25 protein-coding genes are annotated in these 25671 nt (G+C 71.8%); 15 read left to right on the plus strand and 10 right to left on the minus strand.

Going from position 1 to position 25671, the window contains the following annotated elements; translation table 11 throughout:
• Nucleotides 1–26 precede the first annotated feature (26 nt).
• Both DQE82_RS04070 and DQE82_RS04075 read left to right on the plus strand, forming a co-directional pair.
• Nucleotides 27–206 carry a hypothetical protein gene (locus DQE82_RS04070; protein WP_233514584.1) on the plus strand — a complete coding sequence of 60 codons (180 nt, stop codon included), beginning with the start codon at nt 27–29 and terminating at the stop codon, nt 204–206.
• A gap of 128 nt (nt 207–334) precedes the next feature.
• Nucleotides 335–1087 (plus strand): GH25 family lysozyme, encoded by a 753-nt coding sequence (locus DQE82_RS04075; protein WP_043326667.1) that lies wholly within the window; start codon nt 335–337, stop codon nt 1085–1087.
• A 66-nt stretch (nt 1088–1153) separates the two neighbouring features.
• Here the strand turns inward: DQE82_RS04075 and DQE82_RS04080 are convergent, their stop codons facing one another.
• Both DQE82_RS04080 and DQE82_RS04085 read right to left on the minus strand, forming a co-directional pair.
• The gene (locus DQE82_RS04080; protein ID WP_043326669.1) at nt 1154–1360 is read right to left on the minus strand and encodes a hypothetical protein; all 207 of its coding nucleotides are present in this window, start codon (nt 1358–1360) and stop codon (nt 1154–1156) included.
• Between the two features lie 88 nt (nt 1361–1448).
• Entirely contained in the window at nt 1449–3434 is a 1986-nt protein-coding gene (locus DQE82_RS04085) for a serine/threonine-protein kinase (protein WP_113972042.1), read from the minus strand.
• A 91-nt stretch (nt 3435–3525) separates the two neighbouring features.
• On the opposite strand from DQE82_RS04085, the gene DQE82_RS04090 reads away from it, so the two are divergent.
• On the plus strand, nt 3526–3738 hold the full coding sequence (locus DQE82_RS04090) for an acyl-CoA carboxylase subunit epsilon (RefSeq protein WP_030501250.1): 213 nt from the start codon (nt 3526–3528) through the stop codon (nt 3736–3738).
• 100 nt (nt 3739–3838) lie between these two features.
• On the plus strand, nt 3839–4291 hold the full coding sequence (locus DQE82_RS04095; RefSeq protein ID WP_113972043.1) for a hypothetical protein: 453 nt from the start codon (nt 3839–3841) through the stop codon (nt 4289–4291).
• Nucleotides 4292–4583: 292 nt separating this feature from the next.
• Here DQE82_RS04095 and DQE82_RS31415 read toward each other — a convergent pair whose 3' ends face one another.
• Complete coding sequence (locus DQE82_RS31415) at nt 4584–4838, minus strand: hypothetical protein (RefSeq protein WP_069087145.1); 255 nt, start codon at nt 4836–4838, stop codon at nt 4584–4586.
• 806 nt (nt 4839–5644) lie between these two features.
• Between DQE82_RS31415 and DQE82_RS04105 the strand changes: the two genes are divergently transcribed.
• Genes DQE82_RS04105 through DQE82_RS04115 form a run of 3 tightly spaced genes read left to right on the plus strand, consistent with a single transcriptional unit; the run spans nt 5645 to nt 8093 of the window.
• Nucleotides 5645–6763 carry a S8 family serine peptidase gene (locus tag DQE82_RS04105; RefSeq protein WP_113972044.1) on the plus strand — a complete coding sequence of 373 codons (1119 nt, stop codon included), beginning with the start codon at nt 5645–5647 and terminating at the stop codon, nt 6761–6763.
• Nucleotides 6764–6773: 10 nt separating this feature from the next.
• Nucleotides 6774–7430: a nucleoside triphosphate pyrophosphatase gene (locus DQE82_RS04110; protein ID WP_043326679.1), complete on the plus strand. Its 657-nt coding sequence runs from the start codon at nt 6774–6776 to the stop codon at nt 7428–7430.
• A 9-nt stretch (nt 7431–7439) separates the two neighbouring features.
• Nucleotides 7440–8093, plus strand: a complete 654-nt coding sequence (locus tag DQE82_RS04115; protein WP_043326681.1) for an O-methyltransferase — start codon at nt 7440–7442, stop codon at nt 8091–8093.
• 78 nt (nt 8094–8171) lie between these two features.
• On the opposite strand, the gene DQE82_RS04120 is transcribed toward DQE82_RS04115, so the two are convergent.
• The 4 genes from DQE82_RS04120 to DQE82_RS04135 all read right to left on the minus strand — a co-directional run bounded on the left by DQE82_RS04120 (nt 8172) and on the right by DQE82_RS04135 (nt 12088).
• Nucleotides 8172–9575, minus strand: coding sequence for a sugar MFS transporter (locus DQE82_RS04120; RefSeq protein WP_113972045.1), 1404 nt, complete (start codon nt 9573–9575; stop codon nt 8172–8174).
• Between the two features lie 62 nt (nt 9576–9637).
• Nucleotides 9638–10393 carry an ABC transporter permease gene (locus DQE82_RS04125; protein ID WP_013284036.1) on the minus strand — a complete coding sequence of 252 codons (756 nt, stop codon included), beginning with the start codon at nt 10391–10393 and terminating at the stop codon, nt 9638–9640.
• A gap of 17 nt (nt 10394–10410) precedes the next feature.
• Entirely contained in the window at nt 10411–11370 is a 960-nt protein-coding gene (locus DQE82_RS04130; RefSeq protein WP_043326688.1) for a daunorubicin resistance protein DrrA family ABC transporter ATP-binding protein, read from the minus strand.
• A 127-nt stretch (nt 11371–11497) separates the two neighbouring features.
• Complete coding sequence (locus DQE82_RS04135; RefSeq protein WP_043326691.1) at nt 11498–12088, minus strand: PadR family transcriptional regulator; 591 nt, start codon at nt 12086–12088, stop codon at nt 11498–11500.
• A 132-nt stretch (nt 12089–12220) separates the two neighbouring features.
• Here DQE82_RS04135 and DQE82_RS04140 point away from each other — a divergent pair, with 132 nt between their 5' ends.
• Together DQE82_RS04140 and DQE82_RS04145 are read left to right on the plus strand one after the other, a co-directional pair.
• Nucleotides 12221–13972: a biotin carboxylase N-terminal domain-containing protein gene (locus tag DQE82_RS04140; protein WP_069087149.1), complete on the plus strand. Its 1752-nt coding sequence runs from the start codon at nt 12221–12223 to the stop codon at nt 13970–13972.
• A gap of 125 nt (nt 13973–14097) precedes the next feature.
• Entirely contained in the window at nt 14098–15537 is a 1440-nt protein-coding gene (locus DQE82_RS04145) for a GuaB1 family IMP dehydrogenase-related protein (protein ID WP_043326696.1), read from the plus strand.
• A 13-nt stretch (nt 15538–15550) separates the two neighbouring features.
• On the opposite strand, the gene DQE82_RS04150 is transcribed toward DQE82_RS04145, so the two are convergent.
• Nucleotides 15551–16090, minus strand: coding sequence for a TetR/AcrR family transcriptional regulator (locus DQE82_RS04150; RefSeq protein ID WP_064447645.1), 540 nt, complete (start codon nt 16088–16090; stop codon nt 15551–15553).
• An 84-nt stretch (nt 16091–16174) separates the two neighbouring features.
• Between DQE82_RS04150 and DQE82_RS04155 the strand changes: the two genes are divergently transcribed.
• Complete coding sequence (locus DQE82_RS04155; RefSeq protein ID WP_113972046.1) at nt 16175–16618, plus strand: DoxX family membrane protein; 444 nt, start codon at nt 16175–16177, stop codon at nt 16616–16618.
• Nucleotides 16619–16671: 53 nt separating this feature from the next.
• On the opposite strand, the gene DQE82_RS04160 is transcribed toward DQE82_RS04155, so the two are convergent.
• A complete protein-coding gene (locus tag DQE82_RS04160) occupies nt 16672–18294 on the minus strand; it encodes an MFS transporter (RefSeq protein WP_113972047.1) in 1623 nt (540 codons plus the stop codon).
• Between the two features lie 54 nt (nt 18295–18348).
• Here DQE82_RS04160 and DQE82_RS04165 point away from each other — a divergent pair, with 54 nt between their 5' ends.
• From DQE82_RS04165 to DQE82_RS04180, 4 genes are all read left to right on the plus strand, one after another.
• Nucleotides 18349–18864 carry a MarR family winged helix-turn-helix transcriptional regulator gene (locus DQE82_RS04165; RefSeq protein WP_064447643.1) on the plus strand — a complete coding sequence of 172 codons (516 nt, stop codon included), beginning with the start codon at nt 18349–18351 and terminating at the stop codon, nt 18862–18864.
• Nucleotides 18865–18925: 61 nt separating this feature from the next.
• On the plus strand, nt 18926–19447 hold the full coding sequence (locus tag DQE82_RS04170; RefSeq protein ID WP_043330646.1) for a MarR family winged helix-turn-helix transcriptional regulator: 522 nt from the start codon (nt 18926–18928) through the stop codon (nt 19445–19447).
• Nucleotides 19441–21174 (plus strand): ABC transporter ATP-binding protein, encoded by a 1734-nt coding sequence (locus DQE82_RS04175; RefSeq protein WP_064447642.1) that lies wholly within the window; start codon nt 19441–19443, stop codon nt 21172–21174. Before DQE82_RS04170 ends, DQE82_RS04175 begins: the two co-directional genes overlap by 7 nt.
• Nucleotides 21171–23225, plus strand: coding sequence for an ABC transporter ATP-binding protein (locus DQE82_RS04180; protein ID WP_043326707.1), 2055 nt, complete (start codon nt 21171–21173; stop codon nt 23223–23225). Before DQE82_RS04175 ends, DQE82_RS04180 begins: the two co-directional genes overlap by 4 nt.
• A gap of 70 nt (nt 23226–23295) precedes the next feature.
• Here the strand turns inward: DQE82_RS04180 and thrS are convergent, their stop codons facing one another.
• On the minus strand, nt 23296–24510 hold the full coding sequence (thrS, locus tag DQE82_RS04185; RefSeq protein ID WP_113972048.1) for a threonine--tRNA ligase: 1215 nt from the start codon (nt 24508–24510) through the stop codon (nt 23296–23298).
• Nucleotides 24511–25006: 496 nt separating this feature from the next.
• Here thrS and DQE82_RS04190 point away from each other — a divergent pair, with 496 nt between their 5' ends.
• A complete protein-coding gene (locus tag DQE82_RS04190) occupies nt 25007–25630 on the plus strand; it encodes a DedA family protein (protein ID WP_043330647.1) in 624 nt (207 codons plus the stop codon).
• Nucleotides 25631–25671 lie beyond the last annotated feature (41 nt).

Genomic DNA, 25671 nt, shown 5'->3' on the forward strand with positions numbered 1-25671 from the left:
GAGGCGCCGGAGCGGAGGTGAGGTCGGTGAGCGCAGCTCCCTTGGAGCCCTACAGCTCGCACGAGCAGGACGGCGACAGCCACTCGCTGCGGCTGCACCGGCTCGACGGCGCGCACTACGTCGAGGACGCGGTGGCCAAGGCGGGTGAGACGCTCAGTGTCACCGAGCCGTTCCGCTGGGCGATGGACCCGAGCGCGCTCCGCTGATCCGCAAACGACGCGCCACCTGGGCGAACGATGGGCGTCGATGAAAATTTCCTTGCTCCCTATTGCGATCTAGGGCACTAAGCTCCAAAGATGGGCGTCAATAAACGGACGTTCCTCTGGAGGCAACCATGGCCCGTACCAGACTCTCCGTACGCCGGCTCCTCGCTGCCGGCCTGGCCGCCGCCGCCACCGCGGCCGTGGCCCTCGTGGCGACCGCCGGACCGGCCGCCGCCGCGACCACGCCCGGGATCGACGTCTCCCGTTACCAGGGCAGCATCAACTGGACCAGCGTGCGCAACGCGGGCATCCAGTTCGCCTTCATCAAGGCCACCGAGGGCACGAGCTACAAGGACCCGAACTTCAACGCGAACTACGTCAACGCGTACAACGCCGGGGTGATCCGCGGGGCATACCACTTCGCCCGGCCGAACATCTCCGCCGGTTCCACCCAGGCCAACTACCTGGCCAGCAACGGCGGCGCCTGGTCGGCCGACAGCCGTACGCTGCCCGCCGCGCTGGACCTGGAGGGCAACCCGTACAGCGGCGGCTACTGCTACGGCCTGAGCACCACCGGCATGCGCAACTGGGTCCAGGACTTCCTCAACACCTACCGCTCCCGCACCGGCCGGTACGCGGTCATCTACACCACGACGAGCTGGTGGAACCAGTGCACCGGCAGCTGGAGCGGCCCGTGGGCCAACCACCCGCTGTGGATCGCCCGCTGGGCCAGCTCGCCCGGCACCCTGCCGGCCGGCGCTCCGTTCTACAGCTTCTGGCAGTACACGAGCACCGGCTCCGTCTCCGGGATCAGCGGCAACGTGGACCGCAACTACTGGAACGGTGACCGCAGCCGGCTGATCGCCCTGGCCAACAACACCTGATCCACCGGCTTACGACAGTGGGACCGCCTCCGTGCGAGGCGGTCCCACTGTCGCGTCGTACGTGGCTCAGGCTCTGCGGCGCGCGGAGGCCGGCACGGGCGTCCGGCGCATCCAGCGCCACGCCGCCACACCCGCGATCGTGAGGGTCAGCACACCGAGGACCGCGACCGGCGCGGACAGGCCGGCGGCGATCAGGAGCAGCACGACGTCGCCGAGCGCAACGAGCATCCACAGTGCCAGCCGCGGGCCGGTGTCCCTGCGTCGGTAACCCATGTCGCGCCTCCTTCCGTCGTCGGAGGGATTCATACCCCCGAGGACGGAAAGCCATGCGAGCGAGTTTCGTGACCGGCGGGATTCCCGGTCAGTTCTGACGGTCCGGCACGAAGCCCTTGGTGATGATCTCCCAGTTCGCCAGGTTGGCGTCCCAGTCCTTCGCCGGGACCTCCCAGCGCAGCGCGAAGCCCCGGTTGCTGGCGGTCGCCACACCACGGTTGCGGACGTGGAAGCGGGTGTCGCCGTTGCGCGTCTCCAGCCAGTCCCAGTCGGCGCAGGTGCGGAAGTAGGGGTCGCACTTGGTGATGCCGACCAGTTTGTAGTTGCGCACGAAGTTGCGCCGGCTCGACTCCTGGCTCTTCCAGTCCGCGTACGCGTCCTTCTTCGGGTTCGGCGTCCACTGGATGAACAGCACCCGCCGAGCGCCACCGACCTCATAGAGCACGACGTTGTCGCTGCGGACCCGCGCCTCGAAACCGTTCGGGATCGGCACCTTGAAGCCGTTCGGGCCGGTGTAGAGACGCCAGCCGGCCGGCAACGCGGCCCCGGACGCCGAGGGGCTGGCCGACGGCGTGGGGCTGGCCGACGCGCTGGTCGCCGGGGCGCTCGGGGACGCGCTCTCGCTCGCCGCGGGCGGCGGCGCCGCCGACGCGGAGGTGCCGGCCGTCGGCTCACCGGCGTCGCCGTCGTCACCGTTGTTCAGCAGCGGGACGGCCACCACCAGACCGACGAGCAGCAGCAGTACCAGCGCGCCGATCAGCAGGTTGCGCCGGTTGGGCGCGGACTTCTCGACCGGCAGCACCGTGGCCCGGCCGGTCGACTGCGCCTCCTGCACCGGAGCCGGGCTGACCGGTGCGGAACCGGACACGGCCGGGCTGACCGGCGCCGGGGCGTCGGTGACCGGCTCGCCGTCGAGCCGCGTCTCGTCCAGCGCCGGGTCGACGCCGTCGACAGGGGCCTCGTCGTCCACCCGGGTCTCGTCGGTCGAAGGCGCCGGGTCGAGCTTGGTGGTCGGATCGGCGGCCGGCGGAGCCACCTTCGCCGTCGGGCCGGCGTCCGAGCTGGGCGCCGCCACCTTCGCCGTCGGGTCGACGGCCGCGGCCGTACCCCCGGTGGCGGCCCCGGAGACCGAGGTCGCCGCGCGCTCGGCCTGGTCGGCCGGGCGCGGCGCCGGCACCAGCGGCGGGCGCGGCACGCGCGGACCGTTCGGCCCCGGCCGGCGTACGCCGTCCAGCAGTGAAATGCCCTTGGCCCGGCGACCGGCGGCCTTGCGCAGCATGCGCTCCGCCACCTCGGCGGTGATCCGCTCGTCCGGGTCCTTGCGCAGCAGGCCCTGGAGCACCGGCTTGAGCGGCCCGGCGTTGCGCGGCGGCGGCAGCGGCTCGGTGGCGAGCGCCGCCAGCGTGGCGATCGCCGACGGACGCGCGTACGGCGACTTGCCCTCGACCGCCGCGTAGAGCGTGGCGCCGAGCGACCAGAGGTCGGCCTCCGGCCCGGCCGTGCCGTCCCGCGCCCGCTCCGGCGAGATGTACGCGGGCGAACCGAGCACCATGCCGGTGCGCGTCACGTTCGGGTCGCCGGGGATCGTGGCCAGGCCGAAGTCGGTGAGCACCACGCGGCCGTCCTCGCCGAGCAGCACGTTGCCCGGCTTGACGTCGCGGTGCATGATGCCCGCCTTGTGCGCGGCCTTCAGCGCGTTCAGCACGCCGAGGCCGATCTCGACCGCCTTGGCCGACGAGACCGGACCGTCCTCGGCGATGGTGTCCTGCAACGACTTCGACGCCACGTACTCCATGACGATCCACGGATCGCCGTCGGTGCGCAGCACGTCGAAGATGCGGACCACGTTGACGTTGTTGAGCCGGGCGATCGCCCGCGCCTCCCGCAGCGAGCGCTCGCGCATCTCGCGGCGCTCCTCGGGGGTGAGGCCGGGCGGCGGGACCAGTTCCTTGATGGCCACGTCCCGGTGCAGCACCTCGTCCCGCGCCTTCCAGACGCGGCCCATGCCGCCCTGACCGAGCGGCGTGATAAGCCGGTACCGGTCGGCGACGAGTTGGGGGAGCGCGTTCGACATCGCAGAAACCGTACCCGGCCGCTGCGACGCCTACACCGTCGGCACGCCACTGTACGGCGAAGGTCGAATTCGTGACGGTTACCCTTGGGGCATGTCTGCCGAAGAGCCGCTGTTCCGGATCGTCCGCGGCGTGCCCACCGCCGAGGAGCTGGCCGCTCTGGTCGGCGCGATCATGGTGCGTACCCGCCCGGCCCAGGCCGCCACGCCGGCCCCCGTGTCGCAGTGGGCGCGCAGCGCACGTCCCGCCCTCGCCGGCCCGGTCGCCGGCGCCGGCGCGTGGCGGGCCTCCGGCCTGCCCCGCTGACGTCTGGTTCCACCCGCGGCGCCGGGCGGGGCTGCCGGGATCCACGTTGAGCCACTAACCTCACTCAGGGAAACCGTGTGGTGACGGGCAGGAGGCTCCGATGATCCCGGAGGACAACCAGCCAGCCGGCTGGCTGCGCGGCTACGGCGGCATCGAGGCCGACATCCGACAGATGCGGGAGTTCGCCGACCGCCTCCAGGACGAGGTGACGCGCAACTACTCGCCGCATTTGTCGTACATCGCCGACGACATGAAGGCCCCGGTGCCGAACCCGGCCGACGCCTTCATCGAGCTGGTCCATTTCCTCCAGGCCCACCACGACACCCAGACGGCAGCGGTCAGCGCCGTGTGGGACCTGGCACCCGCCACCGGCCGGCTCGCCGACGCCGCCGGCCGGATCGCCAACCACTACGGCGACGCCGACGCGTTCTCCTCCGCACGGGTCACCGACGTCGAACGGGCACTCGCCGGGCCGTCGAGCACCGTCGCCCGCCCGCTGCCGCCACTGGCCGACCCCACCGCCCCCGAACAGAGCCGGGTGATCCTGCCGTGATCGAACGGGGCAGCGGACGCACCTCCGGGCTGACCGACTGGCGGCTGATGGACGTCCTCAGCATGTGGGCGTGCCTCCAGGACCAGGACACCGCCGGCCAGTGGAAGCAGGTCGCCGGTTGGCGCAAGGTCTGTGACCTCGCGCTGACCCACCTGAGTCGGCTGCGGGAATACCGCCGCGGCCTCGCCGAGGCCTGGCCGCCCGAGACCAACGCCGCCGCGCGGGCGTACATCGCCGAACTCGACCAGCTCATCGACCGCGTGCAGCGCACCCACGACGCCGCCGCCGCGAACTACGACGCGCTCGCCGCCGCCACCCGCGCCATCGGCAGCGCGCGGGCCGAGCTGCAACCCCTGCACGAGGAGTACGAGAAGAGGCTGCGGCAGAAGCGGGCGTACGAGGCGACGATCGCCGACCCGAAGGCGGTGGCGGGTAGCCGGTTGCCGGAACGGCCCCCGGTCACGGACGACGACTTGGAGCAGTTGAACGTACGGGCGCGCGGGTTGATGACGGGGTTGAGCGGCGAGCTGCAGCACGCCCAGGTCATGCTCCAGCGCCCGCCGGCTGCTCCTCGGCCTGGCATCGAGACGAATAACCCAGATGTCTACGGGGCCAGCGGGGCAGCACCAGTTATTCCACCAATCGTTCCGGTTACTGTCACAAGTCCAGGCCCAAGGTCAAAGCCAGCGCCGCTCGGCGGCACCTCCGGCCAAGGACCACAAAATCCCCCCACCGTGGGCGTCGGACCAATCCTTGGCGGCGCCGGTTCCACCTTGACGCCTCCTCCAAGCATCACCACACCAAACGTTTCATCGACTCCCCCATCGTTGCCGAGTGCGACTCCCCTTCCCCCAACCGTTCCTGGCGCTCTAGGTGCTAGCCCGCCTCCGCGAGATGCTCGACCTCACCCCTTCACTGGCAGCCCGGTTTCAGGCGAGGCGCCGAAGAACTTCCTCCCTCGCACGCAGCCGAACGGGTTGATCGGTCAACCATTCGGCCCGGGTCTCGTCCAGCCGTCTTCTCCGAATACCACCCCGCGCAGGGTAAATCCCGTCGGCGGTGTCATAGGAGGTGGCGGCGCGGGTACCGCGCCCGCCGGCAATGCTGGATCGCGTCCCGGGATTGGAAGAAACCCCGTGATGGGCCCGATGGGCGGATCACCTCTCGGCGGCTACCCCTCCACGACTAACCGACCCGGTCGTCGGGACGAGACGAGTGGAGTTTCTCGACCATGGGATCAAGACAACCCCTGGGAGACCGACAAGGGGGTTAGTCCAGTGGTGCTACCTCCGACCGATGATGGTCCGATCGATCCGGGACCAGCCATCGGGCGAGATCGCTGACTGATTCAACATGCGCATCGCCCTCTCGATTTTGGCCGTCGTCAGCTTCATCTCAGCCCAAGCAGCGCAGCCAGCCGCGCCAGAGGATGCATTGCGAGTCCGGAAAGATCAGTGGCATCTGGACTTCCTCAGGGTGAATGAAGCTCATAAGATCTCTCGCGGAGCCGGGGTACTGGTAGCCGTCCCCGACACTGGAGTTGACCCTCATCCGGACCTCTCCCAAAACCTGCTTGAAGGAAGGAATGTTCTGACGGGAAGCGGCGATGGTTTGCGCGACGCGAACAGTCACGGAACCGCCATGGCGGGACTTATCGCCGCCCACGGATCTGGCAGGGAAATCGGCGCACTCGGCATAGCACCGGAAGCCAAGGTTCTCCCAATAATCTCCTCCACCTCGGACAACTATGGCGAGGCGGACAAGCTCGCCGAGGCAATAGATTATGCAGTCACGCAGCATGCCGGAGTCATAAGCATCTCGAGCGCCGGCGTCGCGAGCGAGAGGCTGATTCGATCAGTAAAGAGCGCACTCGCTGCAGACATAGTCGTTATCGCAGGCGTCGGCAACCTCCCGGAAGCTGCGACGATCGGCTATCCAGCTGCAGAGGAAGGTGTGATCGCCGTAGGCGGGACCGATCAGGCCGGGAACCACGCCCAAATTTCCGTCACAGGATCCAAGATCGAGGTCGCTGCCCCAGCCGTTGATATCTACAGCACCAGCTACGGCGGCAAATATTCGAAGGGCACGGGGACATCCAGTGCTACCGCGATTGTTGCCGGCGCTGCTGCCCTGATCCGCTCCAAGTACCCCAACCTCCCCGCGCAGGAAGTCGCCCACCGGCTGACCGCCACCGCCGTCGACAAGGGACCACCAGGCCGCGACGACCAGTACGGCTACGGCGTCATCGACCTGGTAGCGGCGCTCACCGCCGACGTCCCCCCGCTCGGCTTCGAGTCCTCGAACGTCACCCCACCGGCATCGGCGAAGGCAGCCCCGGAAAAGGGCGACGACAGCAGCGCGACCGTACGCGGGCTCGCCACCCTGGGTGTGCTGGTGGCGGCGGGCGGCGGATACCTGTTCTGGCGTCGGCGCCGACGTGCCGACGACCCGCCGCCGAGGGTCAGCCGGTAGCGTCGGCGGGGTGTCGACCTCCGTACCGGTGCGCCTCGTGCTCGCCTCGCAGTCTCCCGCCCGCCGCAAGTTGCTCCAGGCCGCTGGCATCGAGCCCGACGTGCTGGTCAGCGGCGTGGACGAGTCGCAGGTGGTCAGCGAGCGCGCCGAGGATCTGTGTCTGGAGTTGGCCCGGTTGAAGGCGCAGGCCGTACGCGATCGGCTGCGGCCGTCGCCGGACGAGCGCACTCTCGTGCTCGGCTGTGACTCGGTGCTGGCCTTCGACGGTGAGATCCTCGGCAAGCCTGATGACGCGGCGGACGCCACCCGGCGGTGGCAGCGGATGCGCGGGCGCAGCGGTGTCCTGCACACCGGGCACAGTCTGATCGACGTGACGCACGAGTCGCGGGCCGAGGCCGTCGCGTCGACCACTGTGCATTTCGCCGACATCAGCGACGAGGAGATCGCCGCGTACGTGGCGACGGGCGAGCCGCTGGCCGTTGCCGGCGCGTTCACCATCGACGGGCTGGGCGGCGCGTTCCTGACCGGGATCGAGGGTGACCCGGGCACAGTGGTGGGGTTGTCCCTGCCGTTGCTGCGCCGGCTGCTCGCCGAGGTGGAGCTGAGCATCGTCGACCTGTGGACGAAGGTCGCGCCCGGGGGCCAGGAGATCGAGCATCTCGGCTAACGTCCGGACATGACCACGAAGCCTCTGCCGCTCACCCCGGAACTGCACGCCTACCTGGTGGCCCACGGGTCCGCGCCGGACGAGATCGTCCGGGAGCTGGCCGAGGAGACCCGGGCGGCCCTGCCCGCCGAGGCGGTCATGCAGGTCGCGCCGGAGCAGGCGGCGTTCCTGACGTTCCTGACCCGGCTGCTCGGCGTACGGCAGGCGGTCGAGGTGGGCACGTTCACCGGCCTCTCCTCGCTGGCGATCGCCCGGGGGCTCGCCGATGGCGGGCGGCTGACCTGCTTCGACATCTCCGAGGAGTACACGGGCGTGGCCCGGCGCTACTGGGAGCGCGCCGGTGTGCAGGACCGGATCGAGCTGCGCATCGGCCCGGCCGCCCAGACGCTGCGCGAGCTGCCCCGCGAGCGTTACCTGGACTTCGCGTTCATCGACGCGGACAAGGTCGGCTACCCGGTCTACTGGGACGAGCTGGTGCCGCGCATGCGCCCCGGCGCGGTGGTCGCCGTCGACAACACGCTGCGCGACGGCCGGGTGCTCGCCCCGCGAAACGCCGACGACCGGGCGATCGCCGCCTTCAACGACGCGGTGATCGCGGACGTGCGCGTCGAGGCGGTCATGCTGCCGATCGCCGACGGCGTCACACTCGCCCGAGTGCTCTGAGCCGGCCCGAACACAACCTCGCCGAAGTGGCGGCAACCCTGAACACCGGATACCGCCACCTCGCCGAAACGGAGTCGATCAAGTCGCGCGGACCGGCGCAGGCAAGGCACGCCCCAGCCGCACCGTCAGCAGCACCGCCACCGCGATGAAAGCGGGCAGCAGCAGGAACGCCGGGTGCGGGCCGGCGCCGTCGGCCACCCACCCGAGCGCGACCGGCGCGATCCCGAAACCCACACCCATCGAGTACGCCGACCAGCCCGCCGCCTTGTCGGCGGCCGGACCGGCGACTGCGAGCGCGATGGAGATCGCCAGCGGGTAGTGCAGCGCGTTGCCCAGGCCGAGCACGACCAGGCCGGTGACGGCGAGCCAGCCGACCGTACTGCCCCAGAACAGCGCGAACCCGGCCAGCGAGACGGTGAGCGCGCCGAGCAGCAGCGGCACCGGCGGCCAGCGCAGCGCGGCCCGGCCACCGGCGATCCGGCCGGCGAACATGCCGCAGACGATCGCGGCCACCGCCGCCGACGCCCCGCCCGCGCTCAGCCCGGCGTGGGTCCGCAGCACGTCGGCGGTCCAGAGCGACAGGCAGACCTCGATCGACCCGGTGACGGACATCAGAACCCAGGCGATCCAGTACGCACGCGGCAGCCGCCCCGCTGCCCCACGCACCCCGGAGGCGGGCACCTCCGACGCCGGCAACCCCGGCGCGGGCACGGCCGAAGCGGGCACAGGCGCGGCACCCCCGGACGACACGGTGACGGGAGCGCCCGAAGCGGGCACGGCGGCGTCGGATGCGCCGACGGCGGGGACTGCCGGAGCGGGCGCGGCGGCCTCGGCCATCCCGGACGTGGGGACGGCGGGCACCCGGGTGGATGCGGCCACGGGGACCGGTGTGCCGGCAGCCGCGACAGCGGGGGCGCGGTTCGGCCCGCGTACCCGGAAGGTCAGAGCCGCGAGCGCGACAAGCGTGATCAGCCCGACCTCGACGGCCATCAGCGGTCGCCAGCCGAGGCCGGCGTCGACGCTGGCGCCGATGGTCAGCGGCGCCAGGATGCCCATGCCGGCGCACGCGGCGTTGGCCTCGGTGAGCGCGGCGGGGGCGGCGGGTCCGTGCCGGGCGGTGAGCACCACGCTGACGCCACTGACGATCATCATGCCGAAGGTGGCGATGACCGCGACGGCGGCGAGCGTGGTCGGTAGCGGGCGGAGCAGGCCGAGCGCGGTGACGCCGGCGGCGACGCCGGCGAGGCCGAGCCAGATGGCGGGGCCGCGGCCGAGGCGGCGGGCGATCGGGGCGAACAGCGCTCCGCCGGCCAGCGCGCCGACGGCGATGCCGGTGCTGTGCAGGCCGGCGACGGCGGCGCTGGTGCCCTGTTCGTCGCGGAGCAGCGGTACGACCGGGCCGAATCCGTAGAGGAAGAAGCCCCAGAGACCGAGCTGGGCGTAGGTCAGCCAGGTGATCCGGTCACGGGTGAGGCGGGGCACCGGCCCAAGCTACGCGCGTGGCGCCGGTGCCCCCTGCCTCCTGAGAGGTACGTCTCCCCTGGTCAGCGGACACTGCGGGCGAACTGGCGGGCGGCCCAGAAAACGCCTGCGGCGGCGAGCACCGCGATGATGCCGAGGCCCTGCCAGACGCGGTCGTTGCCGAGGTCGCCGTTGAACAGCGCGCGCGTGCCCTCGACCGCCCAGGAGAACGGGTTCCACTTGGCGACGCCCTGGAGCCAGCCGGGGGCGAAGGTGAGCGGCAGCAGGATGCCGGAGAGCAGCAGCACCGGCTGCGCGACGGTGTTCATGAGCGGGGCGAGCGCGTCCTCGCTCTTGACCTTGAGCGCGATGCCGTAGGAGACGGCCGAGGTCATCAGCGCGATGAGGGCGAGCATCAGGTACGCCAGGAGCAGGTTGCCGATGAAGACGCGCAGGTCGAACGCGAGCGCCAGCAGCGTGATGATGATCGCCTGCGCGATGAGCGAGACCACGTCCCGCAGGGACCGGCCGAGCAGCAGCGCGAGCCGGCTGACCGGGGTGACCCGGGAGCGCTCGATCACGCCGGCCCGCAGTTCGGCGATCAGGCCGAAGCCCTGGAACAGGCCGCCGAAGATGGCCAGCAGCACGAGCAGGCCGGGCACGAAGATCTTGTACGCGGCGGCCTGCGTCGGGGCGTTCAGCGCGGGCTTGAGCAGCGGGGCGAACAGGAGCAGGTACATCACCGGCTGGAAGACGCCGACGAAGATCCACACCGGGTTGCGCAGCAGCAGTTGCGTCTGGCGCTGGAAGATCAGCCAGGTGTCGCGGGCGAGTTTCATGACAGCTTCTCCGGGGTTCAGGACTCGCGCAGCGAGCGGCCGGTCTTGGTGAGGAAGACGTCGTCGAGGCTGGGCCGGTGCAGCTCGATCGAGCGCAGGTCCAGCCCGGCGTGGTCGAGGCGGCGCAGCACCTGCGGGATGGCGGTGGCGCCCTCGTCGACGTAGAGGCGCAGGCCGCCCTCGTCAACGGTCTCCAGCTTGCTCACGTACGCCTCGGTGTCGAGCAGTTCGGCGGCGCGCGGGGTGCTCGGGGCGTCCAGTCCGACGATCACCACCTCGCCGGAGATCTCCCGCTTCAGCTCGGCCGGCGTGCCCTCGGCGACGATCTCGCCGTGATCCATGATCGCGATGCGGTCGCAGAGCGCGTCCGCCTCGTCCAGGTAGTGCGTGGTGATGAAGACGGTCATCCCCTCGGTACGCAGCCGGCGGATCTCGTCCCACATGTGCGCGCGGCTCTGCGGGTCGAGGCCGGTGGTCGGCTCGTCCAGGAAGACGATCTTCGGCTCGTGGATGATGCCGAGCGCGATCTCGACCCGCCGGCGCTGGCCGCCGGAGTAGGTCTTGCACTTGCGGTCGGCGTACTCGGTGAGCTGGAAGGCTTCGAGCGCGCGCTCGGCGCGTCGGTGCGCCTCGGCCTTGCTGATGCCGTAGAGGCGGGCCTGGAGCACCAGCTCCTCGCGGGCGCTCGACTCGTCCCAGGTGCTGCCGCCCTGGGCCACGTACCCGATCCGGCGGCGCACCTCGGCCGGGTCCTTGCGCAGGTCGGCGCCGGCCACGGTGGCCTCGCCGCCGTCCGGCTCGATGAGCGTGGCGAGCATCCGTAGCGTGGTGGTCTTGCCGGCGCCGTTGGGCCCGAGGAAGCCGAAGATCTCCCCCTCGGCGACGTCGAGGTTGACGCCGCGGACGGCGTCCACGGTCTTCGTCTCGCGACCCTCGCGGGAGCGGTACGACTTCCGCAACCCCCTGGTCTCGATCATTTCTGCTCCTGGTCGTCCGGGCGGGCCTGACCGGCCGCCGATCGTCCGCGAGGACGCACGAATCCCCCGCGATTCCTGCCGAGGCTAACGCGATATAGCTTCTTTGGTCAACGTTGATTATGTCGTGTCATCGGGAGCCGTCGGTCCAGCCCGACCAGCCCTCGGCCCGCTCCATCCCATCCGGCAGGTACGACACTCCCGACTCGATCCGCTCCGCGATCCGCTCGCACCACGCCGTCTCCGCCTCGGCGCGGGCCAGCCACAGCTCGAACATCCACCCGACGTGCACCGGCTTGCGGGTGCGTACCCAGTCCGAGTCGAGCGAGGCGCGCATCGACTCGACCCCGGCGCGAAGGAGGTTCGCCCGGTTGCGCAGCGCCGCCGCGGCCTCCTCGCGCGGCATCGCCGGCAGGAAGGAGAACGCCGCCACGAACGGGTCCGGCGGCTCCTGCACCTGCCACCACTGCGCGCGCAGCAGCGTCTCGAACTCGTCCTCCCCCTTCGCCGTCACCTCGTACGTGGTGCGGGCCGGGCGGGCGCCCACCTGCTCGACCGAGACGGTCCGCAGCAGGCCCTCGTCGGTGAGTTTGCGCAGCGCGTGGTAGATCGAGCCGGGCTGCACGTTGGCCCACTTGTCCGCGCTCCAGCTCAGCAGCTCACGGCGCACGTCGTAGCCGTGCACCGGCTGCATCCACCGGACCAGGCCCAGAATCATCATCCTCGTTGCCGACACCCGACAAGCGTAATAGGCAAATTTGACTACAGTGCCGCATCCCACACTGAGCGATCGTTAGGCTCCGCAGGCAGGCCGCTAAACTCCCGGCAACGACCTCCCGGGAGGAGCCTCAAGGTGCGCAAGGTTCTCATCGCCAACCGCGGCGAGATCGCCGTCCGCGTCATTCGCGCCTGTCGCGACGCCGGCCTGGCGAGCGTCGCCGTCTACGCGGACTCGGACCGGGACGCCCTGCACGCCACGCTCGCCGACGAGGCGTACGCGCTCGGCGGCGACACCGCCGCGGACAGCTACCTGCGCATCGACAAGCTGATCGACGTCGCGGCCCGCTCCGGCGCGGACGCGGTGCACCCCGGCTACGGCTTCCTCTCCGAGAACGCCGACTTCGCCCAGGCCGTCATCGACGCCGGGCTCACCTGGATCGGGCCCACCCCGCAGGCGATCCGCGACCTCGGCGACAAGGTGACCGCCCGGCACATCGCGCAGCGCGCCGGCGCGCCGCTGGTGCCCGGCACCCCCGACCCGGTGGGCAACGCGGACGAGGTGATGGCGTTCGCCGTCGACCACGGCCTGCCGGTCGCCATCAAGGCCGCCTTCGGCGGTGGCGGGCGCGGCCTCAAGGTCGCCCGCACCATGGAGGAGATCCCGCACCTGTTCGAGTCGGCCACCCGCGAGGCGGTCGCCGCGTTCGGCCGGGGCGAGTGCTTCGTCGAGCGCTACCTCGACAAGCCGCGCCACGTCGAGGCGCAGGTGCTGGCCGACCAGCACGGCAACGTGATCGTGGTGGGCACCCGGGACTGCTCGCTGCAGCGCCGGCACCAGAAGCTGGTCGAGGAGGCGCCCGCGCCGTTCCTCACCGACGCCCAGCGCGCCCAGATCCACGACAGCGCCAAGGCCATCTGCCGCGAGGCCGGCTACCACGGCGCCGGCACCGTGGAATACCTGGTCGGCGCGGACGGCACGATCTCCTTCCTGGAGGTGAACACGCGGCTGCAGGTCGAGCACCCGGTGACCGAGGAGACCGCCGGCATCGACCTGGTACGCGAGCAGTTCCGCATCGCCGACGGGGAGAAGCTGCGCTTCACCGAGGACCCGACGCCGCGCGGACACGCCATCGAGTTCCGGATCAACGGCGAGGACCCGGGCCGCAACTTCCTGCCCGCGCCGGGCACCGTCACCGCGCTGCGCCTGCCCTCCGGGCCGGGCGTGCGGGTGGACACCGGCATCTCGGCCGGCGACGTGATCGGCGGCAACTTCGACTCGCTGCTCGCCAAGGTGATCATCGTCGGCGAGACGCGCGCCGAGGCGCTGGAGCGGGCCCGCCGGGCGCTCGACGAGATGGTGGTCGACGGCATGGCCACCGCGCTGCCCTTCCACCGCCTGGTGATCCGCGACGAGGCGTTCACCGCCGAACCGTTCACCGTGCACACCCGGTGGATCGAGACCGAGTGGGACAACACCGTACCGGCGTTCACCGCCGCCGCCGGCGCCGCCGACGAGCCGGCCGAGCGCGAGACCGTCGTGGTCGAGGTGGGCGGCAAGCGGCTGGAGGTCGTCCTCCCCGCCGGGCTCGGCGCGGGTACGGCGGCAGCCGCGCCCGCCGCGAAGAAGCCGGCCCGCCGGGGCGGCGGAGGCAAGGCGGGTGCCGCGGTCAGCGGCGACACGCTCACCTCGCCGATGCAGGGCACGATCGTGAAGATCGCGGTCGCCGACGGCGACGAGGTGGCCGAGGGCGACCTGGTCGTGGTGCTGGAGGCGATGAAGATGGAGCAGCCGCTGCACGCGCACAAGGCCGGCACGGTCAGCGGGCTCGCCGCCGAGGTCGGCGCGGTGATCACGTCCGGCGCCGCGATCTGCACCATCGCCTGAGGTGTAAGGAAGGGCCCCTTCTTAACGCCTGAGGTAGTGAAGGGGCCCCTTCTTAACAGCGCGAGGCCGGGTGGTGTGAGCCACCACCGGGGGCGGGCACGGCCCGGGGCGGGAATGATGGCCGGGTGCGGTTCCTTCACGGCGCGGTCCCCGCGCACGACCTGACCTACAACGACGTCTTCATGGCGCCCAACCGGTCCGAGGTGGGCTCCCGGCTCGACGTCGACCTGGCCACCACCGACGGGACGGGTACCACCATCCCGCTCGTGGTGGCGAACATGACGGCCGTCGCGGGCCGGCGGATGGCCGAGACGGTGGCCCGGCGCGGCGCGGTGGCGGTGATCCCACAGGACATCCCGATCGAGGTCGTCGCCGACGTGGTGGGCTGGGTCAAGCAGCGGCACCTGGTGCACGACACGGCGATCGCCCTCGGCCCGACCGACACCGTCGGCGACGCCATCCATCTGCTGCCGAAGCGGTCGCACGGCGCGGTGGTGGTGGTCGACGGGGACGGCCGGCCGATGGGCGTGGTGACCGAGGCGGACACCGTCGGGGTGGACCGCTTCGCCCAGCTCCGGCACGTGATGTCGACCGAGCTGCACACCGTGCCGGCGGACGCGGACCCGCGTACCGGATTCGACCGGCTGTCGGCGGGCCGGCGGCGGATCGCGCCGGTGGTGGACGGCGACGGCCGCCTGGTCGGGGTGCTGACCCGGCAGGGCGCGCTGCGCGCCACGCTGTACAAGCCCGCGGTGGACGACCGGGGGCGGTTGCGGATCGCCGCCGCCGTGGGCATCAACGGCGACGTCACCGGCAAGGCCGCCGCGCTGCTGGAGGCCGGGGTGGACACGCTCGTCGTGGACACCGCGCACGGGCACCAGGAGCGGATGCTCCAGGCGCTGCGGGCGGTCCGCCGGCTGGACCCGCCGGTGCCGGTGGCGGCGGGGAACGTGGTCACCGCTGATGGCGTACGCGACCTGGTCGACGCCGGTGCGGACATCGTGAAGGTGGGTGTCGGGCCGGGCGCGATGTGCACCACCCGGATGATGACCGGCGTGGGCCGTCCGCAGTTCTCCGCGGTGCTCGACTGCGCCGCGGCGGCCCGCTCGCTGGGGCGGCACGTGTGGGCCGACGGCGGCGTACGCCACCCGCGCGACGTGGCGCTGGCGCTGGCCGCGGGCGCGTCGAACGTGATGATCGGCTCCTGGTTCGCCGGCACCTACGAGTCCCCCGGCGACCTGTACACCGACGCCGACGGGCGGCGCTACAAGGAGAGCTTCGGCATGGCGTCCTCGCGTGCGGTGAGCGCCCGTACGGCCGAGGACAGCGCGTTCGACAGGGCCCGGAAGGCGATCTTCGAGGAGGGCATCTCCTCGGCCCGGATGTACCTGGACCCGAACCGGCCCGGCGTCGAGGACCTGATCGACGAGATCATCTCCGGGGTGCGCAGCGCGTTCACCTACGCGGGCGCGCGCAGCCTGGAGGAGTTCCACGAGCGGGCGCTCGTCGGTGTGCAGAGCGCCGCCGGCTACACCGAGGGGATGCCGCTGCCGACGAGCTGGTGACGTTCGGTCCCGCTCAGTCGAACAACCGCCTGATCACGGTACGGGCGGCAGCCTCCGGGTCGTCGCCCACCCGTGGCGGCAGCGCGCCGGAGAGCCAGAGCGTGGCGAAGCCGTGCACGATCGACCAGGCGGCGAGCGCGTCGGCGTCCGGCTCCCGCCCGGTGTGCCGGGCCACCCCCTCGCGCAGCACGTCGCCGGAGCGGGCGCGGGCGGCGACCAGCTCCGGGTCGTCGGCCCGGTACAGCTCGGGCCGGAACATGACGTCGAAGTGCGCCCGGTGCCGCACCGCGAACCCGACGTAGGCCACGCCGGTGTCGAGCAGGTCGTCCCCGGCCTGCCGCAACGCGTCGGCGAGCAGGTCGAAGCCCTGGGTGGCGAACGCGGTGAGCAGCCCGGCCTTGTCGCCGAAGTGGTGCGCCGGCGCGGCGTGCGAGACCCCGGCGCGCCGAGCCAGCTCACGCAGGCTCAGCGCGGCCGGTCCGGACTCGGCGATCGCCTCGGCGGCGGTGCTCAGCAGGACGCGGCGGAGGTCGCCGTGGTGGTACGAGGCCATGCAGTCACCCTAACTTGTCATTGACAAGATGGCACCATCGCCGCAATCTTGTCAGCGACAAGATTTTCGTCGGAGGGATCGACAATGGCACCCCTGATCGCACTGCTCGCCGGCACCGCGCTGGCCCGGATAGCCGGCCTGCTCGGCGTGGACGCCCTGGACGGGTGGCACCCCGCGCTGCGAGTGGGGCTGGCGCTGATGTTCGTGCTGACCGGCGTGGCCCACTTCGTGTCCCGCCGCGCCGGCCTCATCGCGATGGTCCCGCCGTCGCTGCCCCGGCCGGCCTTGCTGGTCACCGTCACCGGCGTACTGGAACTGGCCGGCGCGCTCGCGCTGCTGTTCCCGGCCACCGCGCGCCCGGCGGCGGCCGGGCTGGCACTGCTGATGCTCGCCATGTTCCCGGCCAACGTGTCAGCCGCACGGCGACGCCTCATGCTCGCCGGGCGCCCGGTGACGCCGCTCGGCGTCCGTACCGTGCTCCAGGTCGTCTTCGTGGCCGCGGCGCTGGCGGTGACCCTCGGCGGATGACCCGCCGCGGGCCCGGCGACCCCGCCCGCCCACGCCGACCGGCGGAACCCGGCTCAGGCCCGGGACGGCTCCGCTTCGGCGGGCTGGGACTCCCCGGTCTCCCCGTGGCGAACTGTCGGCAGGCGCAGGCAGGCGACCAGACCGATCAGCAGGAAGCCGGCGCCCGCGAACGCCGCGTACCGGGTGGCGTCGGAGAACGCCGCCTTCGCCTCCTCGGCGATCGGCGCGGTACGCGGGTCCGCCTCCAGCCCGCCGATCGCCGCGCCGGCGCTCTCCTTGACCGCGCTGACCACCTGGTCCCGCTGGGCCGGGTCGAGTCCGGGCTGGTCGGCCAGGCGGTCGCCGAGCAGCCCGCCGAGGCCGGCGAAGAGCACGGTGCCGAGGACCGCGATGCCGAGCGCGGAGCCGACCTGCCGGGCGGTGCTCTGCAGGCCCGAGCCCTGGCCGCTGCGGCGTACCGGCACCTCGGACAGCGAGACGCCGGTGAGCTGGGCGGTGGCCAGGCCGACGCCGACGCCGTAGACGAACAGGAAGCCCACCGGCGCCCACCAGCTGGTGTCCGGCGCGACCACGAATCCGAGCCCGGCCACGCCGACCAGTTCGGCGGCGACACCGAGCTGGACCACCCGGGCCGCGCCCCAGCGCTGAGTCAGCGGCGCGCCGATGCCGCTGGCCAGGAAGCTGCCGACGGCGAGCGGCAGCAGCGCCAGGCCGGTCCGGAAGGCGCTGTAGCCGAGCACGTTCTGGAACCACAGCGGCAGCGCGAACAGCAGGCCGAACTCGCCCAGGCTGACGATCGCGGCGGCCAGGATGCCGTTGCGGAACGAGCCGATGCCGAACAGCGACAGGTCGAGCAGTGCCGGACGGCCGGCCCGGTTGCGGCGTACCTGCTGGGTCAGGAAGAGCCCGAGCGCGGCGAGCCCGAGGAGCGCGGCCACCGGCACCGGTGAGATCGACGCGGTCCACTCCAGCCCGAAGAGGCTGAACGGCCGTTCCCGCTCCCACCAGCCGTAGGTGCGGCCCTCGATCAGCGCGAAGACCACGCCGGTCATGCCGATCACGGAGAGCAGCGCGCCGGTGAGGTCCAGGCCGCGTTCGGCCCGGTCGTCGCGGGACTCGGCCACCAGCACGAGCGTCGCCACGATCACGGCGAGGCTGACCGGGACGTTGATGCCGAAGGCCCACCGCCAGGAGTACGTGGTGGTGAGCCAGCCGCCGAGCAGCGGCCCGAGCGCTGCCGCGCCACCGATGGTGGAGCCCCAGACGGCGAACGCGATGCCCTTCTCCCGGCCGGTGAAGTTGGCGTTGAGCAGGGAGAGCGAGGTGGGCAGCATCATCGCCCCGCCGACGCCCTGGAGCACCCGGGCGGCGATGAGCGTCTCGCCGGAGCCGGCGAGCGCGGCGAGGACGCTGGCGACCACGAACACTGTGACGCCGACGAGAAACATCCGCCGCCGTCCGGACCGGTCGGCGAAGCGGCCGGCGACCAGCAGCAACGCGGCGAAGACCAGGGTGTACGCCTCCTGCACCCACTGCGCGTCGGTGGAGGTGATGTCGAGGTCCCGGATGATCTGCGGCACCGCGACGTTCACGATGGTGGCGTCCACGATGATCATCGCTACGCCGAGGCTGATGGCCAGCAGCCCGAACCAGCGTCCGCGCCCGTCGCCGCGCATGGTGCCCTCCCTTTAGCTAGATTTTCTAGCTACCCGAAGTGCTAGCTTTATCCCATGGAGGGGGTGCCGTCAACCGGGGAGCCCGCACCGGGTCCGCCGCCGAGCAGCGAGACCTCCCGGGCGCTGCGCGAGGTGCTGCGGATCGCCGGTGACACCCGGGCCGCGCTGGCCCGCCGCCTGGGCCTCAACTCGACCGACGCCGCCGCGATCCATCACCTGATCTCCAGCCCGGAGCCACTGGGCCCGGTCGAACTGGGCAACCGGCTCGGCATCCGGTCCGCCTCGGCGACCACGCTCGTGGACCGGCTGGTGCAGGCCGGTCACGTCGCCCGGGCCCCGCACCCGCACGACCGGCGTCGGCTCAGCCTCCAGGTGACCGAGAGCGGCGTGGGTGAGGTGCTGGAGGCGCTGCGCCCGATGCTCGTCGGCGTCGACCGGGCCGTCTCCCGGCTCACCCCCGAGCAGGCCGAGGCCACCACAGCGTTCCTGCGCGAGGTCACCGAGGTGATGCGCGAGTACGTCGCCACCGCCCCGGACGAGCCTCCGCGCGCCCGCGCCGACCGCGGCTGAGGAGATTCTCAGAAATAGTTTGGGCCCTGATGGTTCGGGAGCTAATCTGACGCTCGTGAACATGGGCCCGCTCGTCCGCTTCCCCGACGCCCTGCACCACGCGCCACTCGGCCGGCTGGTCTCCATCGCCGGCCACGTCGTCGAGCAGCACTGGGGGCGTTACCTCGCCGAACACCACGGGCTCACGTCCGCCGGCATGCGGGTCCTGATGATCCTCCTCCGATCCGGCGACGTGAGCCACCGGGAAATGGCCGAGCTGTGCTTCGTCCGGCCCGCCACGCTCACCGGCATCGTGGACACCCTCGAACGCGACGGCTTCGTCACCAGGCGCCGCGCGCCCGAGGACCGCCGCACCGTCCGGCTCGCCCTCACCGACAAGGGCGGCGAGCACGCCCGCACCATCATCGACATGATCCACAGCGACCGGCCACTGACGTCCGTCGACGCCGACCCGGACAAGCGGGCGGTCATCCGCGAGTTCCTGATCGAAATCATCACCGGCATGTCCGACGGAGACCTCCGTCGGTTGAACCGGGACAGCGAGTCCGACACCGAGCCGCCAACGGGGAGCCATCCGTGTTGATCCGCCTGCTCCGCACACATCTACGCCCGTACCGACGATGGCTGGTCGCCGTGGTGGCGTTCCAGTTCGTCGGCACCATCGCCTCGCTCTACCTGCCCAGCCTCAACGCCGACATCATCGACCGCGGCGTCGCCGTCGGCGACACCGACCAGATCCTGCGTACGGGCGGCTGGATGCTGCTCGTCAGCCTGCTCCAGATCGCCTGCTCGATCGCCGCCGTCTACTTCGGGGCGAAGACCGCGATGGGCTTCGGCCGCGACGTGCGGGGCGCCATCTTCCGGCGGGTGAACAGCTTCTCCGCCCGCGAGGTGGCCCGGTTCGGCGCGCCGTCCCTGATCACCCGCAACACCAACGACGTCCAGCAGGTGCAGATGCTGGTGCTGCTGAGCTGCACCATGCTGGTCGCCGCGCCGATCATGAGCGTCGGCGGCGTGGTGATGGCGCTGCGCGAGGACGTCGGGCTCTCCTGGCTGATGCTGGTCTGCGTACCGGTGCTCGCCGTCGCGCTGGGCCTGATCATCCGCCGGATGGTGCCGGGCTTCCGGCTCATGCAGACCCGGATCGACACCGTCAACCGGGTGATGCGCGAGCAGATCACCGGCATCCGGGTGGTCCGGGCCTTCGTCCGGGAGCCGTACGAGACCGACCGGTTCCGGGCGGCGAACACCGACCTGACCGCCACCGCGCTGCGGATCGGACGGCTCCAGGCGCTGATCTTCCCGATCGTGATGCTGGTCCTGAACGTCTCCAGCGTCGCGGTGCTCTGGTTCGGCGCGGCGCGCGTCGACTCCGGCCAGATCCAGGTCGGCGCGCTTACCGCGTTCCTGCAGTACCTGATGCAGATCCTGATGGCGGTCATGATGGCCACCTTCATGCTGATGATGGTGCCCCGGGCCGCGGTCTGCGCCGAACGCATCGAGGAGGTGCTGGACACCGACTCGTCGGTGGTGCCGGCGCCCGACCCGGTCACCGAGGTCACCGGCCACGGCGAGCTGGAACTGCGCGGCGCCGGATTCCAGTACCCGGGCGCGAGCGCGCCGGTGCTGCACGACATCTCGTTCCGGGCCGAACCGGGCCGGACCACCGCGATCATCGGCTCCACCGGCGCCGGCAAGACGACGCTGCTGACCCTGATCCCCCGGCTGGTCGACCCGACCGCCGGCGCCGTCCTGGTCGACGGCGTGGACGTCCGGGAACTCGCCCCGGATGAGCTGTGGCGGCGGATCGGGCTGGTACCCCAGCGGCCGTACCTGTTCAGCGGCACCGTCGCCAGCAACCTGCGGTACGGCAACCCGGACGCCACCGACGCGGACCTGTGGGCCGCACTGGAGATCGCCCAGGCGCGTGACTTCGTCGCCGAGATGGCGGGCGGACTGGACGCGCCGATCGCGCAGGGCGGCACGAACGTCTCCGGTGGCCAGCGGCAACGGCTGGCGATCGCCCGCGCGCTCGTACGCAAACCGGAGATCTATCTCTTCGACGACTCCTTCTCCGCGCTCGACCTCGGCACGGACGCCCGGCTGCGGGCCGCCCTCAAGCCGGTCACCGCGGACGCGGCGGTGGTGATCGTGGCCCAGCGGGTCTCCACGATCGTCGACGCCGACCAGATCATCGTGCTCGAGGACGGGGGTGTCGTCGGGATGGGACGACATGAGGAACTGCTGGAGAGCTGCCCCACGTACGCCGAGATCGTGGCGTCGCAGCAGACGGCGGAGGTGGCCGCGTGAGCGCGCCGGTGCCGCAGCAGAAGAACGAACCGAAGCGGCTGCCTCCGGCCGGACGCCGGCCCGCCGGTGGACCGCCGCACATGAACATGGGCATGCCGGCCGAGAAGGCGATGAACTTCGGGCCGTCGGCGCGCCGCCTGCTGGGGCGGCTGCGGCCGTACCGACTCCAGCTCACCGGCGTGCTCGCGCTGGCCCTGGGCAGCGTCGGGCTCAGCGTCGTCGGACCGAAGGTGCTCGGCCACGCCACCGACATCATCTTCAGCGGGGTGATCGGGCGGCAGCTCCCGCCCGGCACCACCACCGAGGCAGCGGCGGAGGCGGCCCGCGCCGAGGGCAACGGCAACTTCGCCGACATGCTGGCCCGGATGGACGTCATCCCCGGCGCCGGCATCGACTTCGACGCGCTGGGCCGGGTGCTGGCGTTCGCGGTGGTGCTCTACATCGGCGCGAGCATCCTGCAGTGGGCGCAGGGCTGGGTGCTCAACGGGGTGGTGCAGCGCACCGTGCTCAAGCTGCGCGCCGACGTGGAGGACAAGCTCAACCGGCTGCCGCTGCCGTACTTCGACAAGCAGCCCCGGGGTGAGCTGCTGAGCCGGGTCACGAACGACATCGACAACGTGTCGCAGACGCTGCAGCAGACGCTGAGCCAGTTGCTCACGTCGCTGCTCACAGTCGTCGGCGTACTCGGGATGATGTTCTGGATCTCGCCGTTGCTGGCGCTGGTCGCGCTGGTCGCGGTGCCGCTGTCGGTGGTGGTCACCGGCCAGATCGCGAAGCGGTCCCAGGGCAAGTTCATCGCGCAGTGGAAGCACACCGGCGAGCTGAACGGCCAGATCGAGGAGGCGTACACCGGGCACGAGCTGGTCAAGGTCTTCGGCCGGCAGAAGGAGGTCGAGGCCGCCTTCCACGCCAAGAACGAGGAGTTGTTCCGGGCCAGCTTCGGCGCGCAGTTCGTCTCCGGCATCATCATGCCGGCGATGTTCTTCATCGGGAACCTCAGCTACGTCGCGATCGCGGTGGTCGGCGGGCTGCGGGTGGCGTCGGGCTCGATGAGCCTCGGTGACGTGCAGGCGTTCATCCAGTACTCGCGGCAGTTCACCCAGCCACTCACCCAGGTCGCGTCGATGGCCAACCTGCTGCAGTCCGGCGTGGCCTCGGCCGAGCGGGTCTTCGCGGTGCTCGACGCCGACGAGCAGAGCCCCGACCCGGCCGAGCCGGCCCGGATCGCCGACCCGCACGGGCGGGTCGAGTTCGAGCACGTCTCCTTCCGGTACGACCCGGAGAAGCCGCTCATCGACGACCTGTCCCTGGTCGCCGAGCCGGGCCACACTGTCGCCATCGTCGGTCCCACCGGCGCGGGCAAGACCACGCTGGTCAACCTGGTCATGCGGTTCTACGAGCTGGACGCCGGCCGGATCACGCTGGACGGGGTGGACATCTCCACGATGCGCCGCGACGACCTGCGCGGCCGGATCGGCATGGTGCTGCAGGACACCTGGCTGTTCGGCGGCACCATCCGGGACAACATCGCCTACGGCCGCCCGGACGCCACCGAGGAGGAGATCCTCGCCGCCGCGCGGGCCACGTTCGTGGACCGGTTCGTCCGCAGCCTGCCGGACGGCTACGACACCGTGATCGACGAGGAGGGCAGCAACGTCAGCGCCGGCGAGAAGCAGCTCATCACCATCGCCCGCGCGTTCCTGGCCGAGCCGTCACTGCTGATCCTGGACGAGGCGACAAGCTCGGTGGACACCCGCACCGAGGTGCTGCTCCAGCGCGCCATGGCGGCGCTGCGCTCGGACCGGACGAGCTTCGTCATCGCGCACCGGCTCTCCACCATCCGCGACGCCGACCTGATCCTGATGATGGAGCAGGGCCGGATCGTGGAGCAGGGCACCCACGAGCAGCTCGTCGCCGCCGGTGGCGCGTACGCCCGGCTCTACCGGGCGCAGTTCACCGGCGCGGTGATCACCGACGAGGTTCCGGCGCCGGCACCGGCCGGCCCGCCGAACGGAATGCGTGCCGGCGCCGGCACGCCGGTCGGGAACTGACGTGGACCCGGCCACAGGTCCGACACCGGTCCCCGTCCGGGTGCCTTCCCGGCACCCGGACGGGCCGGGGTCAGACCGGGAGCAGCGCCGCCGACCGGCTCGCGACCACCGCGCCGATCAGGCCCAGCGCCTGCGCGGCGGGCATCGGGTCGAGCACCCGGCCGTCGCGCAGACGCAGCGAGAGCGACCCGTCGGCCGCCTCCCGGGGGCCGACCACCCCGGTGTACGGGATGCGCCTGCGGGCCGCGTCGCGGATGCGGGCGCCGAGCGAGCCGGCATGGTCCACCTCGGCCCGCAGCCCGGCCACCTCGGCCCGGCGGGCCAGCCCGGCGGCCGCGTCGGCCTGCGCCGCGTCGAGCGGGAGCAGCAGCAACTGCACCGGGGCGTACCAGGCGGGGAACGCGCCCTCGTGCACCTCGATCAGGTACGCGAACAGCCGCTCCATGCTGCCCACGAGGCTGCGGTGCACCATCACCGGCCGTTTCCGGCGGCCGTCCGAGTCGGTGTACGACAGGTCGAACCGCTCCGGCTTGTCGAAGTCGAGCTGGACGGTGGAGATGGTCGACTCCCGGCCGGCCGCGTCCACGATCTGAATGTCGATCTTCGGGCCGTAGAACGCGGCCTCGCCCGGCGCCTCCACGACGTCCACCCCGTCGAGCGCCGCGCGGAGCAGGTCCTCGGCCCGCGCCCAGCTCGCGTCGTCGCCCACGTACCGCTGGCCCGGCCCGCGCAACGACAGCCGCAACCCGGCGGGGCGGACGCCGAGCGCGGCGTGCGCCTCGCCGATCAGCCGCAGGACCTCGCGGACCTCGTCCCCGACCTGGTCCAGCGCGCAGAAGGTGTGCGCGTCGTTGAGCGAGATGGCGCGCACCCGGGACAGCCCGCCGAGCACCCCGGAACGCTCCGCCCGGTACATGCCGCCCAGCTCGGCGATCCGCAGCGGCAGCTCCCGGTAGGAGCGCCCACGGGCGCGGAACACCAGCGCGTGATGCGGGCACAGCGCCGGACGCAGCACGAACTCGTCGTCGGCGCTCAGCCGCATCGGCGGGAACATGTCGTCGGCGAAGTAGCCGAGGTGCCCGGACAGCTCGAACAGCTCCCGTTTGCCCAGCGGCGGCGAGTAGACGTGCCGGTAGCCGGCCCGCCGCTCCAGCTCCCGCACGTACTCCTCGACGGCGTGCCGGGCGGCGGCGCCGTCCGGCAGCCAGATCGGCAGCCCGGCGCCCGCGAGCGGGTCGGAGACGAACAGCTCCAGGTCCCGGCCGAGCCTGCGGTGGTCGATCATGTCGCTCTCCTTGATCGGGTACGACCCGGAGGCGAGCAGGCCCGGAACGCCGCGAGGCCCCGGAGCGGATCGCCCCGGGGCCTCGTCGACGGAAACGTCAGTGCGGCGCGCCGGGAACACCCGGCGTCGTGGTCACTACCGCGCTGCGCATGCCCCGACCGTAGACGCGCGGACGACACCGGCGCACCTGGATTTCGGAGAGAGGGTGCGGGTCGCCGACACGGGACCTGCCGGCGACCCGCGGCGGCCCGGACATCGGGAACGGGGGACCCGACGGCTCCGGTGCCGCGTCCCGCCAACGGTACGCCGCGATCCGTCGATCCGCCGCCCCGCTCCGCGGCCCCGCCCATCCGTCACTTCCGGCCGGGTCGGCTCGTTCCACACCTACGGCCCGTCGGTGTCGCTGGTCACCGCCAGGTGGGGCCGGTGGTGGTGACGCCGGACACGGCGTCACCCTCGATCCGGTCGAACGGAGAACTCCGGCGAGGTGGCGGTCGTGGCCGAGCTCATCTCTGACGTCGCGTCGCCCATGTGGGCGTACGCGCTGCTGCTGACCCTGCTGATCGCCGACGCCTTCGTCCCGGTGGTGCCGACCCAGCTCGTCATGATCACGAGTGGGGCGCTGACCGTCTACGGCGGGCTCAGCCTGCCGGTCACCATCGCTGTCGGCGCGGCCGGCGTCTTCATCGGCGACCTGACCTGCTACCTGATCGGCCGCACCACGCCGACCCGCCGGCCGGCACGGGCCACGCCACGCGGACGGGCACGCCGGGCCGTCACCCGGGTCACCCGCGGGCTGCGCGAGCCGGGGCCGCTGGTGATCCTGCTCTGCCGGTTCGTGCCCGGCGGCCGGATGGCGGCCTGCTTCTCGGCCGGCCGCAGCCGCTACCCGTACCGCCTCTTCCTGCCCTACGAGGCGGCGGCGGCGCTCGCCTGGTCCAGTTACGGCGCGCTCGTCGGCCATCTGGGCGGTACGGCGCTGACCCACTCGGCGTGGCGGCTGCTGCTGATCGGTGGGGTGGCGGCGGCCGGGTTCGCGCTGGCCGGGTGGGCGATGACCTGGATCAGCAGCGCCCGGCAGACCCGCGCCGAGGCCACCGCCGACTCGACCGGCAGCTGACGCTCAGGCCCGAGTTGACCCGCACGCGCATAAGCTTTCGT

The sequence above is a fragment of the Micromonospora sp. LHW51205 genome, from assembly GCF_003315815.1.
In the GTDB taxonomy this organism is placed as follows: domain Bacteria; phylum Actinomycetota; class Actinomycetes; order Mycobacteriales; family Micromonosporaceae; genus Micromonospora; species Micromonospora chalcea.